The sequence below is a fragment of the Luteimonas saliphila genome (genome assembly GCF_016774335.1).
Lineage (GTDB): Bacteria > Pseudomonadota > Gammaproteobacteria > Xanthomonadales > Xanthomonadaceae > Luteimonas > Luteimonas saliphila.
Map to the genome: position 1 here is coordinate 193,252 of NZ_JAETWA010000041.1, position 13,288 is coordinate 206,539.

Here is a 13,288-nt window from a genome sequence, read left to right on the forward strand (position 1 = left end):
GCGGTTTCGATGGGCACGAGATGAGGGTGTGGGTCGCGGCTGAAGCCGCTCCTACGGTCGAGATTGCGCGGGGGCGCCTTCAGGCGCGAATTCCCGCCTCCGTAGGAGCGCCTTCAGGCGCGACCTGTCCGCACGGCGATCAATACTCCGGGATCGAAGCATCCACTGTGCGCGACCACGCCACGATCCCGCCCTCGACGTTGTGCACGCTGCGGAAGCCCAGCGCCTGGAACTCCTCGGCGGCGTGGCCGCTACGGGTGCCGCCGTGGCACAGGAAGGCGATCGCAGTGTCCTTGGGCAAGGCCTCGATCGCGGCGCGGCCGTCGTCGAAGGTGCGGAACGGCACCGGGACCGAGGCGATCGCGCGCTCTTCCGGCGGACGCACGTCGACCAGCAGCAGCTCACCGGCGCGGATCTTCGCGTCGGCCTCCGCCGGGGAGATCCGCGACACCGGCCTGGGCGCGTTCGGGTTGTCGATCACCAGGCCCTTGCCGCGCATGTCGTCGGCGAAGTCGATGGTCAACCCGTCCGCGCGGCGCGCGCCGGCAAGGTCGAACTGCACGCGCACGCCCTCGACGTCGACGGCCACGGCGTCGGCATCGGCCGGGGCGAGGTTGAGGCGGGTGCGGAACGCGCGGTCGATGTCCACCTGCACCGCGACTTCGCCACCGGCATCGTCGATCGCCTGGCGCAGCATCTGCAGCGCGGCCGGGGTGATCGTGATCGACGGCGGCGTGCGGTCCGGCGCCGGCAGGCCGAGCGCGGTGTGCAGCTCGCCGCTGTTGACCATCTGCCCGATGATGTCGCTGCCGCCGACAAGGTCGCCGTCGACGTACAGCTGCGGGATCGTCGGCCAGTCGCCGTAGGCCTTGATGCCCTCGCGGATCTCGGGATCGGCCAGCACGTTCACGTGGGTGAATTCCGCGCCCAGCGATTCCAGCGCCGACACCGCCTTGGCCGAGAAACCGCACTGCGGCGCGGACGGATCGCCCTTCATGAACAGCACGGCGCGGTTGGCCTGCAGCAGCGCATCGATGCGGGCGCGCACGGCGGGGTCGAGGGACATGGCGGAATCCTTGGCGCGGGGCCGACCATGGTAACGCGATCGCGCGGGAGGCGGCCGCAACACGGCGTTGCATGGGGCGCAGGGTGGCATCATCCGCGCATGAATATCCCGCACCGCCCGCCGCGCCACCCGCATGCCTGGCTGCCCCTGCTGCTGCTCTCGCAGTTGCTGGTGGCCTGGGCGTGGTGGCGCTGGGGCTGGCCGGTGGGGCTGACGCTGATGCTCGCCTCGCACGCGGTCTGCCTGTGGGGCGTGCTGGCGCCCAACGTGGCGTTGTACGGGCCGGTGCTGTCGCGGCTGCCCACCGCCGAGCGGCGCGTCTGGCTGACGATCGACGACGGTCCCTCCGGCGACACTGCGGCGATCCTCGACCTGCTCGATGCGCATGGCGCGAAGGCCACCTTCTTCCTGGTCGGCGAACGCGCCGCGGCGCGGCCCGACCTGGTGGGCGAGATCGTCGCGCGCGGCCATGGCATCGGCAACCACAGCCTGACCCATCCGCAGGCGCGGTTCTGGGCGCTGGGCCCGCGGCGGATGCGCGTCGAGATCGAAGGCTGCCAGCAGGCGCTGGCGGCGATCACGGGCGCTGCGCCGCGCTGGTTCCGCGCCGTGGTGGGGCATGCCAATCCGTTCGTGTCGGTGCCGCTGCACGAGGCCGGCCTGGCGCGCGTGGGCTGGAGCGCGCGTGGGTTCGATGCGCTCGACGGCGATGTCGAACGCGTGCTCGGCAAGATCGAACGCGATCTCGCGCCCGGCGCGATCGTGTTGCTGCACGAGGGCGCGGCGCATGGGCGCAATGTGGAGATGCTCGCGCAGCTGCTGCAGCGGCTGGACGCACGCGGCTACCGGGCCGTGCTGCCCGACATGTAGGAGCGCCCTTCAGGCGCGAATGCCTCGGCAACCACGGCGTCTCGTCGGCACCGCAGGTCGCGGCTGAAGCCGCTCCTACGGTCGGGATCCGGTGTAGGAGCGCCTTCAGGCGCGACCGCGGCAGCGGGCGAACGGGTCGAGGTGCAGCGTGCCGCGGCGGGAAACCGCACCTCCACGCCGGATCGCGTGCCTGCGTGGGGTCGCGGCTGAAGGCGCTCCTACGGTCGGGATCTGGTGTAGGAGCGCCTTCAGGCGCGACCGCGGCAGCGGGCGAACGGGTCGAGGTGCAGCGTGCCCGCGCCGGGAAGCCGCACCTCCACGCCGGATCGCGTGCCTGCGTGGGGTCGCGGCTGAAGCCGCTCCTACGGTCGGGATCTGGTGTAGGAGCGCCTCCAGGCGCGACCGCGGCAGCGGGCGAACGGGTCGAGGTGCAGCGTGCCCGCGCCGTGAAGCCGCACCTCCACGCCGGATCGCGTGCCTGCGTGGGGTCGCGGCTGAAGCCGCTCCTACGGTGGGGATCTGGTGTAGGAGCGCCTTCAGGCGCGACCGCGGCAGCCGGCGAATGGTCGAGGTGCAGCGTGCCCGCGCCGTGAAGCCGCACATCCGCACCAGGATCGAGTGCCCGCGTGGAGCCGCGGCTGGAGCCGCTCCTACGGAAGGCGGGCGACGATCAGCCAGTTGTTGAACGGGGTATTGCCGAACCAGGGCCGGATGTCGGCCGACAGGCCGGCGGCGTCGAAGCGGGCGCGCAGTTCCCCGACCTCCGGGTAGTGCTTGGGCCGGTCGGGCATCCAGCCGACCAGGGCTGCGAAGCGGTCGCCGGCGCGGGTGCGGCGGATGCGCGCGCCGTCGTCGTCGAGCGCGGCGCGCATCACCAGCGTCGCGCCGGGCACCAGCATCGCGATCGCCGCGTCGAGCAGCAGGGCCTGCTGCTCGCGGGTGAGGAACTGCAGCACGTCGAGGATCGCGACGCTGCCCGCGTGCGGCGGATAGCCGGCGGCCAGGTCGACCACGTCGAAGGCGACATCGTCCAGCCCGACGCGGTCGGCGATGCGGCGCGCGCGGTCGATCTTGGGTGCATCGATGTCGACGCCCAGATACGGCATCGCCTGGCCGTTGCCGCGCAATGCGTGCGCGAGCAGGCCGAGGCCGCAGCCGAGGTCGAGCAGCGGCGCGCGGCTGCCGCGCAGGGCGGCGAGCACGCCCGGGTACAGCGGGTCGGTGCGCAGCTTGGCCAGCGTGTAGTAGTAGTCGTGGCGGTTGCCGAGCGTGCGCTGCGGCAGGAACGCACGCGCAATTCCCTTTGCGGTGGCGGCGTCGAGCGGCCGCACGTCGTGGTCATCCATGCGCGGACAGTAACCGACGCGCGACCGGCAGCGCCAGCCGCGCCCACTGCGCGTACATCGCGGCCGACGGGTGGAGGCCGTCGTCGGCGAGCATCTCCAACTCGCCGCCGCGCTCGCGGCTGACCGGCGCGATGTCGACGAAGGCGATGCCGCGGGCGGCGCAGGCGTCCGCCGCGGCCGCGTTGAAGGCGTCGAGGTCGCGTGCGATCGCGTCGCGGTCGCGGCCGGACTGGATCGCGAACGGGGTCACGCCCCAGTCCGGGATCGCCAGCGCCAGCACGCGCCCGGCGCGGCCCCCGGCGTATCCGGTCGCACGCGCGAGCAGGGAACCGAACTGCGCAAGGAATTCCTCGACGCTGCGGCCGCGGTACTGGTTGTTCACCCCGATCAGCAGCGAGACGAGGTCGAACGTGGTCGGCGGCTGCGCGGCGTCGATCGCCGCGTCGAGCTCGTCGGTGGTCCAGCCGGTGGCGGCGACGACGAGCGGGTCGGCGAGCGCGATGCCGTCGTTGCGCAGTGCGCGCGCCAGCTGCACCGGCCAGCGACCGGTCTCGTCGATGCCCTCGCCGATGGTGTAGCTGTCGCCCAATGCGAGATATCGCAGCGGCGCGGCATCCCGGGTCTGCGGGGAAGCTGGCTGATCGATCATGCGGGAAGCCGGTCGGTCGGGTGCATCCCACCCCGGTCTGGCGGGAGTGGCTACGGACCGCGATTGTAGCGTCGGCCGGAATCCGGCCGTCCGCCGCTCGAAGCTGTCCTTGCGCGCCCGCCAACCCGATCAGGCACGGCGAGCCCGAAGAGAGACGATGCTGCCGGGCCCTCACCCCAACCCTCTCCCGCGAGCGGGAGAGGGAGCCGGGCGCGGGAGTCTTTCTCCCTTACCCCGCTTCGCGGGAGAAGTGCCCGAAATCTGTCTCCCTTCATCCGCTTCGCGGGGAAAGGCGCTCGAAGTCTGTCTTCCTTCCCCGCTTCGCGGGAGAAGTGACCGGAGGCGGATGGGGGCGTGCCGTCAGGCGCGTTGCCGCGACACCGCGCACCCGCCTCACGCCGCCGGCCGCGCCTTCTTCTTCAACGGCACCACCCGTGCATGGGCCTGTGCGCGTCGCTCGAGCACGCGGTCGATGCGCGCGAACACCTCGCGCACCACGTCCGGCTGCGGCAGCAGGGTGACCCGGAAATGGTTGCGGTAGGGCACGTTGAAACTCGCGCCGGGCACGATCAGCACGTCCTCGCCCTCCAGCATCTCCAGCGCGAAGGCGTGGTCGTCGAAGCCCTGCGCGGCATCGCCGACGACGCCCGGGAACGCGTACAGCGCGCCCGCCGGCGCCACCAGCTTCAGGTGCGCGCTGGCCTCGCAGGCCTCGATCACCGCGCGTCGCGATTCGTAAAGGCGCCCGCCCGGCTGGCACAGCGGGGTGATGGTGTCGGCACCGGTGAGCGCGGCCTCGATCGCGAACTGCCCCGGCACGTTCGCGCACAACCGCAGCGCGCCGAGCAGGTCCATCGCGTGGCGGAACTCGGCACTGCGCTTCGGATCGCCCGACAGCACCGCCCAGCCCACGCGCCAGCCGCAGGCGCGGTGCACCTTCGATAGGCCACCGAACGACAGGCACGGCACGTCGCCCGCGATCGGCGCGACCGGCACGAACGCGTGGTCGTCGTAGAGGATGCTGTCGTAGATCTCGTCGCACAGCAGCAGCAGGTTGTGCCGGGCCGCGATCGCGACGATGCGCTCGAGCAGCTCGCGCGGATAGTTCGCGCCGGTCGGGTTGTTCGGATTGATCAGCACGATCGCGCGGGTGCGCGCCGACACCAGCGCCTCGATCTCCACCGGATCGGGCAGGAAGCCGTTGCCCTCGTGGCAGCGGTAGAACACCGGCCGGCCATCGTTGAGGATCGTCGCCGCGGACCACAGCGGGTAGTCCGGCGAGGGCACCAGGACCTCGTCGCCGGGATTGAGCAGGGCGCGCAGCGAGATGTCGATCAGCTCGCTGACGCCATTGCCGACGAACACGCGCTCTGGCGAGGCGTAAGGCGTGCCGCGCGAGACGTGGTGCGCGGCGATCGCCTCGCGCGCCTCCGGCAGGCCCTGCTGGTGGGTGTAGGGATCGGTTTCGTGGATGTGGTCGGCGATCGCGCGCTGCAGGTGCTCGGGCGCACGGAATCCGAACGCGCCCGGGTTGCCGATGTTGAGCTTGATCAGGGTGCGGCCCTGGGTCTCGAGCTCGCGGGCGCGCCGGGCCAGTTCGCCGCGGATCTCGTAGCGGACTTCGGACAGGCGTTCGCGGGTGGGCAGGCTCGGGGCGGACATGGCACGGCACGTGGGCGGCGGCAGGCCGCGAAACCGCGGATCATACGCCGTCGTGCGGTTCCGGGGCGCTTGGCGCCGCATTCCGTGACCGCGCGCCCCGCTCGTGTGGCGGCGACCGGCTCGTGGCGTTCAGGAGCGCGCGTCGCCCACCGGCTGCCGGCGCCATGCCGGGCTGCAGTCCGCTTCCGCCGGAAAATCCGGGCCGGCGTGCCTGCCTGTCACGCCAATCCGCGGCCCACGCCCTAGAATCGCGCCATGACGATCCGCCGCGCCCGCGCTTGATTCCCGCCGCCAACGCGCTGCGCGCGATCGGCTGGCCGTGGGTCGGCGCGCCCGGGCCGGGCCCCTGGGCGGACGCGATGGCGGCGCATCCGCAGGCGCGGCCGGCGCGGGTGATCGAGCAGCACCGCTCCGGCTACGTGGTTGCGGACGCAACCGACAGCGCGTTTCCCGTGGAATCGCTGCCGGAGTGGCAACGCCCCTCGGGCTACCGCAAGGGCCGGATCGCGGCCGAAGACCGGCCGGTGGTCGGCGACTGGGTGCTGGTCGAGGAGGGCAAGCGCATCGTCGCCCTGCTGCCGCGGCGCAGCGCGATCAAGCGCGGCGTGGCCGGCGAGCACTACGGCCAGCAGCTGATCGCCGCCAACATCGACGCCATGCTCATCGTGTGCGGGCTCGACGGCGACTTCAACCCGCGAAGGATCGAGCGCTACCTGCTGCTGGTGCAGGCCGAGGGCGTGGCGCCGGTGGTGGTGCTGACCAAGGCCGACCTGCCCGGCGCCGACGTCGACGCCGCGCTCGCCGCGCTCGCCGGCATCGCCACGCAGCACGCGTCCACCACCGGTTCGGCCAACGCGGCGGTGGTGGTGATCAACGCCAAGGACCCGGTCAGCGTCGCCGCGCTCGACCCCTGGCTGCCGCCCGGCGCGACCGCGGTGCTGGTGGGCTCGTCCGGCGCAGGCAAGTCCACGCTCACCAACACCCTGCTCGGCGTGGAGAAGATGAAGACCGCGCAGGTGCGCGAGCACGACGCGCGCGGCCGCCACACCACCACCTATCGCGCGCTGATCGCGCTGCCGTCCGGCGCCTGCCTGATCGATACTCCGGGCATGCGCGAACTCAAGCCCACCGGCGAGGAAGCGATGGCCGACGGCGGCTTCGGCGACATCGAGGCGCTGGCGGAGCAGTGCCGGTTCCGCGACTGCCGCCATGAACGCGAACCCGGGTGCGCGCTGCGCGCCGCGGTCGAGGCCGGCACGATCGACGCCGCGCGCCTGGCCAACTACCTCAAGCTGCGCGACGAAGTGGCCGGCGCCGCCGATCGCCTGGCATCGCGACTGGCGCAGCAGGCCGAAACGCGCGGGCCGGGCAGGAAACCGGGCAAGGGTCCGGGCGACAGGTCCGGCAGGCGCTGACGCGGCTCATTCGCCGGTGCGCAGCGCCTCCAGCGCCGCGTCCAGCGCCGGGTCGCGGCCTTCGCGCACGGCCGGCCAGTCCGCCGCAAGCGTGAGATCCGGCGTCACGCCCACCTTCTCCAGACGTTGCCCGCCGGCCGTGGCCATCATCCACATGCCGACGTAGAGCAGTCCGCCATCGGGCAGGTTGATGCCGCGCGTGCCGACCACGGCCCCTCGCGAACGCGCGCCGATCACGCTTGCGCGACCGGTTTCCTGCAGCCGCGCCGCCAGCAGCTCGGCCGAACTCGCGGTCGCCGGACCGACCAGCACCACCAGCGGCCCGGCATACGCGTGCGCCGGGGCGGCCGCATAAATGCGGCGATCCAGCCGGCGCCCTTCCAGCACCATGAAGTCCTGTCGCTGCGGGTGGAAATGCGCGTGCGCCAGCGCCGCGAAATGGGTCAGGCCGCCGCCGTTGCGACGCAGGTCAAGGATCAGGCCGCGCGGCGGCGCAGTGGACAGTCGTTCCATTTCGCGCGCGAGCCAGTCGTGCGTGGCGCGGTCGAAATCGTCGAAGCGCAGGTAGGCGATGTCGTCGTCGAGCCGCCGCGATTCGCGCCGCGGCAACGGCGACATCGCCTGCGCGACGAGTTCGATGCTGCGCGTGCCGCCGTCGTCGTCGACGAATTCCAGGCGGGCGACGTGCCCTTCGGCCGGCGGCGGCGACACGGCCACCGGCTGCCCCTCGATCGACGCCAGCTGCCAGCCCGGCAGCACGCCGGCGCGGGCCGCGGGGCTGTCCGCGCGCACCAGCGAGACCACGAACGCCTCGCCGATTTCGGTCAGCACCAGGCCGTAGCTGGCGCGCGACTGTCCTTGGCGCCGCGCCGCCGCGCGCTCGCGCTCGGTCGGGGACAGGGCGTAGGTGTGGTCGTCGTCGAGCGTGTCGAGCAGTTCCTCGATCCGCGCATGCAGCCCGGACTCGTCGGCCTGTGCCATCGCGCCGTCGCGGCGCGCTGCGGCGTCGGCGGCGAAGCCCGCGCGATCGAAATCCCCGCGGTAGAACAGCCGGCCGACGTGGTCCACCACGGCGTCGTACACCCGTGCATTGAGGGCGACGCGCTCGGGCGATCCGTCCGGCGGCTGCACGGCCGGTGGCGGCTGGTCGTGCTGGCTGGCGTGTTCGTAGGGAATGCTCGCGCAGCCGGCGAGCAGCAGCACGGTCGCGAGCGCGGCGAGACGGAGGCGGCGCATGCGCCGAGGTTAGGCGATCGCCTGGAGGCGGTCGAGGCGCTCCGGGGGCGACCCCGGGGGAGTTCCCGGGTGGCATAGCCGGAAGGTGTTAGTGCCGGAACCCGGGGCGATGGCAGACTGGCGACGATGTCCTCCCCCCTGATCCTCGTCGCCGACGACCATCCGTTGTTCCGCGCGGCGGTCCTGCACGCGCTGCGTACGGCGATGCCGCAGGCCGGCGTGGTGGAGGCGGCGAGCGCACCGTCGCTGGGGCAGGCGCTGGTCGCCCATCCCCATGCGGACCTGGTGCTGCTCGACCTGATGATGCCCGGGGCGCGCGGCTTTTCGGCCCTGCTGCACGTGCGCGGCGAACATCCGCAGGTGCCGGTGGTGGTGATCTCCTCCAACGACCATCCGCGCGTGATCCGCCGCGCGCAGCAGTTCGGCGCGGCGGGGTTCATCCCCAAGTCGGCGCCGGCCGAGGCGATCGGCGAGGCGGTGGCGGCGGTGCTCGAAGGCGGCACCTGGTTCCCGCCGATGGCGGCCGAACGCTCCGAGGCCGACGCGGCGCTGGCGGCGAAACTCGCACAGCTCACGCCGCAGCAGTTCCGGGTGCTGCTGTGCCTGGCCGACGGCCTGCTCAACAAGCAGATCGCGCACGAGCTCGGGCTGGCGGAGAACACGGTGAAGGTGCACGTCACCGCGATCCTGAAGAAGCTCGACTGCTACAGCCGCACCCAGGCGGCGGTGCTGGTGAAGGGGCTGGAGCCGGAAAGCGTCGCCTGAGCGGCCCGCTCGCCGCGGGCGTGCCGGCGCATCCGTGGCCATGCCTCCTGCGCCGGCGATGCGCACGGGTCGCCTGGTGCGCGGATTCGTGCGTGGAGCAACGCCCGCGGGCGCACGTCATCGGTGTCGCAGCAGTATCTGGCTCATCAATGCGCGCAGGGCCGGTGCCCGCACCGGCTTGTGCAGAAAACCCCAGCCGCGGTCCGCCGCCTCGCGCTGCAGGGCCGCGTCGCGCTCGGCGGTGACCAGGACCACCGGCGGCGCCTGCCGCCAGCGCGTGCAGAGCTGCTCGTACAGCGCCGGTCCGTCGATCCCGTCCATGCGCACGTCGAGCAGCACGACCTGCGGAATCCGCTCCGGCGCGGCCGCCGCCAGGGCGCCCTGCGGTCCGCCCGCGAACGGCACCACGCAGCCCCAGCGCTCGAGCAGCGCGCGCGTGGCCTCGCACACGCGTGGATCGTCGTCGATGCACCAGCACCTGCAACCGTGCAGCGGGCAGTCTTCGTGCGGCCCGGTTTCGGCCGGGCGCGCAGCCGGCACCACCGCCGCTGCGTCGGCACCCGGTACGCTCACCGCGAACACGCTGCCGCGGCCGGGCTGCGAGCGCAGGTCGATGCGGTGGCCGAGCAGGCGGCCGATGCGCTCGACGATCGCCAGCCCCAGGCCGGCGCCGCGGTGGTCGCCGTGGCCGTCGTCGAGGCGGCGGAATTCCTCGAAGACCTCGCGCTGCAGGCGATCGGGGATGCCGGGCCCCTGGTCGTGGACCTCGATCCGCACGTGCCCGCCGTCGCGGCGGCAGCCGAGCACGATGCGCCCGCGCCTGGTGTAGCGCACCGCGTTGGAGAGGAAGTTCTGCAGGATGCGGCGCAGCAGCGCCTCGTCGCTGCGCACCGCCAGACGCGTGGGCACGTAGGCGAACGCCAGGCCGTGCGCGGCCGCGAGCATGCCGAACTCGCGCGCCAGCGTGTCGAGCAGCGGATCCAGCGCGAACGCGCGCACGTCCACCGCCAGGGTGCCCGCCTCCATCCGCGAGATGTCGAGCAGGCTGGTGAGCACCGCGTCCTGCGCCGCGAGCGCGGCCTCGACGTGGTCGGAGAGTTCGCACTGCTCCGGTGCCTGCAGCCGCGAACGCAGCGCCGAGAGGAACATTCGCGCGGCGTTCAGCGGTTGCAGCAGGTCGTGCACCGCGGCGGCGACGAATCGGGTCTTGTAGCGGTTGGCCTGTTCGGCGTCGTGGCGGGCCTGCTCGAGGTCGGCGGTGCGGTCGGCGATGCGCCGCTCCAGCGCGTCGGCCAGCGAGCGCAGTTCGCGCGCGGTGTTCTTGTAGCCGGTGATGTCCGCGTAGCTGGTGACGAAGCCGCCGTCGGGCAGCGGGTTGCCGCGGATCTCCAGCACGGTGCCGTCCTGCTTCTCGCTCTCGCGCGCATGCGGCGTGCCGCTGCGCAGGTGGTCGAGGCGACGCTGGATGGCGTCCTCGACCGGGCCCGGGCCGAGCAGTCCGCGTTCGGCGTTGTAGCGGAACACGTCCTCGATCGGACGGCCGACGTGGATGAAGCCCGGCGGAAAGCGGAACAGTTCGAGGTAGCGCTGGTTCCACGCGGTCAGGCGCAGGTCGGCGTCGATGATCGCGACACCCTGGGCCAGGTGGTCGAGCTGGCGGCTCAGGCCGCTGTCGGCATGGCGCGCGGCTTCGATCACGCCGTCGCGGGCGGTGCGCAGCTCCTGCGCGTGCTGCTGCACCAGCGCCTCGAGCTCGGCGCGGTTGCGCTGGCGCAACGCGGTGATGCGCCGCCGCTGCTGCACGAACAGCCCCAGCAGCACCAGCGCCAGCCACAGCAATGCGGCGGCGATGGCCGCCTGCCGCGCGGCGGCGGCGGTCGCCGCGGACAGGTCGCGCAACAGGTGCAGGGTCCAGCCGGGTTCCTGCAGCGGCGCGCGGATCCACAGCCATTCGCCCTGGCGTGCGGGCGCGGCGATGCGGACCCGCATGACGTCGTCGCCCAGCGCGCGTGCGCGTTGCATCGCCATCGGCCGCAGCGGCTGCGCACCGTACTGGCGGGTGGCATCGAGCTCGCGCAGCGTCGCGGCGTCCAGCGGCCGCAGCGCGCGATAACGCCAGTGGTCCTGGCTGGCGAGGAACACCACCCCGTGGCGGTCGCTGACCATCACCGTGCCGTCGACGCGCAGCCATTCGCGCTCCAGCGCCGAGAGCTGGATCTTGATCACCACCACGCCCAGCGCCTCGCCGCCGGCGCCGTGGATCCGTTCCGACAGGAAGTAGCCGGGCACGCCGGTGGTGACGCCGATCCCGTAGAAGCGACCCTGCCCCTCGGCGAGCGCCTGGCGCACGTAGGGCCGGAAGCCGTAGTGCTCGCCGACGTTGCTGCCGGGCTCGCGCCAGTTGCTGGCGGCCACCGCGGTGCCGCGCGCATCGATCAGGGTCAGGGTCGACGCCTGCGCGGTGCGGTTGGCTTCCTCCAGGCGCAGGTTGAGCCGGTGGCGCGTCGCCTCGTCGACCGGGCCGGACGCGGCGGCGCGCAGTTCCGGATCGAGCGCGAGCACCTGCGGCAACGCGCGATAGCGGTCGACCAGCTGCTCCAGCGCGCGCGCGTGCAGCGCGAGCTGCGCGCGCGACTGCGCCGCCTGCCGGTCGATCTCGCGGCGCTCGCCCCAGGCGTGGCCGAGCACGGCGAAGACGAGGGTGCCGCCCGTTGCGAGCAGCAGGACCGGCAACCAGCGGCGGACTCGCCATTCGCGTCGCATCCGGGCGAGTGTAGTGGTCCGCGGCCGAGGCGGCACGGTTCGCCGGCTCCGGCCGACTAGTCCCATTGCGCTATCGGCAGGGTGTGCGCGGGCAGGTACGGTGCCCGCACTCCGCACGGATCCCGTCGATGCCTGCCGTTCCCCGACACGATGTCCTCATGCCGCCGCGGCTGCCGTGGTACCGGCAGCTGTACGTGCAGGTGCTGCTGGCGATCGTGGCGGGCGCGCTGCTGGGCCACTTGGAGCCGGCGCTGGCCGAGCAGTTCAAGCCGCTGGGCGACGGCTTCATCAAGCTGGTCAAGATGATCATCGCGCCGGTGATCTTCCTGACCATCGTCACCGGCATCGCCGGCATGACCCAGCTGCGCACGGTCGGCCGCGTGTTCGCCAAGGCGATGGTCTATTTCCTGTTCTTCTCGACCCTGGCGCTGGTCGTGGGCATGCTCGTGGCGCACGCGGTGCAGCCCGGCGCGGGCATGAATATCGACCCGGCTTCGCTGGACACGGCCGCGGTCGAGGGCTACGTGCAGAAGTCGCACGAAATGACCCTGGTCGGCTTCCTGCTCGACGTCATCCCGTCCACCCTGGTCGGCGCCTTCGTCGAGGGCAACATCCTGCAGGTGCTGTTCGTCGCGGTGCTGTTCGGCATCGCGCTGGCGATGGTCGGCGCACCGGGCAAGCCGGTGCTGTCGTTCCTCGAAGCACTGACCGCGCCGGTGTTCAAGCTGGTGCACATCCTGATGAAGGCGGCGCCGATCGGCGCGTTCGGCGCGATCGCCTTCACCATCGGCCGCTACGGGGTGGAGTCGCTGGCCAACCTGGCCTGGCTGATCGGCACCTTCTACATCACCTCGTTGCTGTTCGTGCTGGTGATCCTGGGCGCGGTGGCGCGGCTGTGCGGGTTCTCGATCCTGAAGCTGGTGCGCTACCTGCGCGCGGAGCTGCTGCTGGTGCTCGGTACCTCGTCGTCGGAATCGGCGCTGCCGTCGCTGATGGAGAAGATGGAAGCCGCCGGCTGCCGCAAGTCGGTGGTGGGGCTGGTGGTGCCGACCGGCTACTCGTTCAACCTCGACGGCACCAACATCTACATGACCCTGGCCGCGCTGTTCATCGCCCAGGCCACCAACACCGAACTCACGCTGTGGCAGCAGGTCACGCTGCTGCTGGTGGCGATGCTCAGCTCCAAGGGCGCGGCCGGCGTGACCGGCGCCGGCTTCATCACCCTGGCGGCGACGCTGTCGGTGGTGCCGACGATCCCGGTCGCCGGCATGGCGCTGATCCTCGGCGTCGACCGCTTCATGAGCGAGTGCCGCTCGATCACCAATTTCATCGGCAACGCGGTGGCGACCGTGGTGGTCGCGCGCTGGGAGGACGCGCTCGACCACGATGCGCTCGACCGCGCGTTGTCCGGCCCGTCGCAACCGCTCGCCGCGGCGCCCGACCCGGCCGCGGGGCCGGGCGATCCGAGATCGCTGGACGTCGACTGAAGAGCGACGCAGGCACGCACCCGAGGGAG

The 13,288-nt window shown here is 72.3% G+C and carries 10 protein-coding genes; 4 read left to right on the forward strand and 6 right to left on the reverse strand.

Features of this window, described 5'->3' with window-relative positions; genetic code table 11:
* Window positions 1-139: 139 nt before the first annotated feature.
* A complete protein-coding gene (gene grxD / locus JMO03_RS12550) occupies window positions 140-1,066 on the reverse strand; it encodes a Grx4 family monothiol glutaredoxin (RefSeq protein ID WP_202843802.1) in 927 nt (308 codons plus the stop codon).
* Between the two features lie 99 nt (window positions 1,067-1,165).
* Here grxD and JMO03_RS12555 point away from each other — a divergent pair, with 99 nt between their 5' ends.
* Window positions 1,166-1,936: a polysaccharide deacetylase family protein gene (locus JMO03_RS12555; protein WP_202843804.1), complete on the forward strand. Its 771-nt coding sequence runs from the start codon at window positions 1,166-1,168 to the stop codon at window positions 1,934-1,936.
* 650 nt (window positions 1,937-2,586) lie between these two features.
* Here JMO03_RS12555 and JMO03_RS12560 read toward each other — a convergent pair.
* From JMO03_RS12560 to JMO03_RS12570, 3 genes are all read right to left on the reverse strand, one after another.
* Window positions 2,587-3,282 carry a methyltransferase domain-containing protein gene (locus JMO03_RS12560; protein ID WP_202843807.1) on the reverse strand — a complete coding sequence of 232 codons (696 nt, stop codon included), beginning with the start codon at window positions 3,280-3,282 and terminating at the stop codon, window positions 2,587-2,589.
* The gene (locus JMO03_RS12565) at window positions 3,275-3,931 is read right to left on the reverse strand and encodes an SGNH/GDSL hydrolase family protein (RefSeq protein ID WP_202843808.1); all 657 of its coding nucleotides are present in this window, start codon (window positions 3,929-3,931) and stop codon (window positions 3,275-3,277) included. Before JMO03_RS12565 ends, JMO03_RS12560 begins: the two co-directional genes overlap by 8 nt.
* Before the next feature lie 393 nt (window positions 3,932-4,324).
* Complete coding sequence (locus tag JMO03_RS12570) at window positions 4,325-5,593, reverse strand: aminotransferase class I/II-fold pyridoxal phosphate-dependent enzyme (protein ID WP_202843812.1); 1,269 nt, start codon at window positions 5,591-5,593, stop codon at window positions 4,325-4,327.
* Between the two features lie 278 nt (window positions 5,594-5,871).
* Between JMO03_RS12570 and rsgA the strand changes: the two genes are divergently transcribed.
* Complete coding sequence (gene rsgA, locus JMO03_RS12575) at window positions 5,872-7,008, forward strand: ribosome small subunit-dependent GTPase A (protein WP_238346131.1); 1,137 nt, start codon at window positions 5,872-5,874, stop codon at window positions 7,006-7,008.
* A 6-nt stretch (window positions 7,009-7,014) separates the two neighbouring features.
* Here rsgA and JMO03_RS12580 read toward each other — a convergent pair whose 3' ends face one another.
* Window positions 7,015-8,244 (reverse strand): S41 family peptidase, encoded by a 1,230-nt coding sequence (locus JMO03_RS12580; protein ID WP_202843819.1) that lies wholly within the window; start codon window positions 8,242-8,244, stop codon window positions 7,015-7,017.
* 126 nt (window positions 8,245-8,370) lie between these two features.
* Here JMO03_RS12580 and JMO03_RS12585 point away from each other — a divergent pair, with 126 nt between their 5' ends.
* Window positions 8,371-9,009, forward strand: coding sequence for a response regulator (locus JMO03_RS12585; protein ID WP_202843821.1), 639 nt, complete (start codon window positions 8,371-8,373; stop codon window positions 9,007-9,009).
* A gap of 117 nt (window positions 9,010-9,126) precedes the next feature.
* On the opposite strand, the gene JMO03_RS12590 is transcribed toward JMO03_RS12585, so the two are convergent.
* Entirely contained in the window at window positions 9,127-11,772 is a 2,646-nt protein-coding gene (locus JMO03_RS12590; protein ID WP_202843827.1) for a hybrid sensor histidine kinase/response regulator, read from the reverse strand.
* A 158-nt stretch (window positions 11,773-11,930) separates the two neighbouring features.
* Here JMO03_RS12590 and JMO03_RS12595 point away from each other — a divergent pair, with 158 nt between their 5' ends.
* Complete coding sequence (locus JMO03_RS12595; RefSeq protein ID WP_202843828.1) at window positions 11,931-13,259, forward strand: dicarboxylate/amino acid:cation symporter; 1,329 nt, start codon at window positions 11,931-11,933, stop codon at window positions 13,257-13,259.
* The last annotated feature ends 29 nt before the right edge of the window (window positions 13,260-13,288 follow it).

Excerpts from the sequence above, each read along its gene's own strand:
- grxD (WP_202843802.1), bottom strand. The coding sequence starts at position 1,066 with ATGTCCCTCGACCCCGCCGTGCGCGCCCGCATCGATGCGCTGCTGCAG.
- JMO03_RS12555 (WP_202843804.1), top strand. The coding sequence starts at position 1,166 with ATGAATATCCCGCACCGCCCGCCGCGCCACCCGCATGCCTGGCTGCCC.
- JMO03_RS12560 (WP_202843807.1), bottom strand. The coding sequence starts at position 3,282 with ATGGATGACCACGACGTGCGGCCGCTCGACGCCGCCACCGCAAAGGGA.
- JMO03_RS12565 (WP_202843808.1), bottom strand. The coding sequence starts at position 3,931 with ATGATCGATCAGCCAGCTTCCCCGCAGACCCGGGATGCCGCGCCGCTG.
- JMO03_RS12570 (WP_202843812.1), bottom strand. The coding sequence starts at position 5,593 with ATGTCCGCCCCGAGCCTGCCCACCCGCGAACGCCTGTCCGAAGTCCGC.
- JMO03_RS12580 (WP_202843819.1), bottom strand. The coding sequence starts at position 8,244 with ATGCGCCGCCTCCGTCTCGCCGCGCTCGCGACCGTGCTGCTGCTCGCC.
- JMO03_RS12585 (WP_202843821.1), top strand. The coding sequence starts at position 8,371 with ATGTCCTCCCCCCTGATCCTCGTCGCCGACGACCATCCGTTGTTCCGC.
- JMO03_RS12590 (WP_202843827.1), bottom strand. The coding sequence starts at position 11,772 with ATGCGACGCGAATGGCGAGTCCGCCGCTGGTTGCCGGTCCTGCTGCTC.
- JMO03_RS12595 (WP_202843828.1), top strand. The coding sequence starts at position 11,931 with ATGCCGCCGCGGCTGCCGTGGTACCGGCAGCTGTACGTGCAGGTGCTG.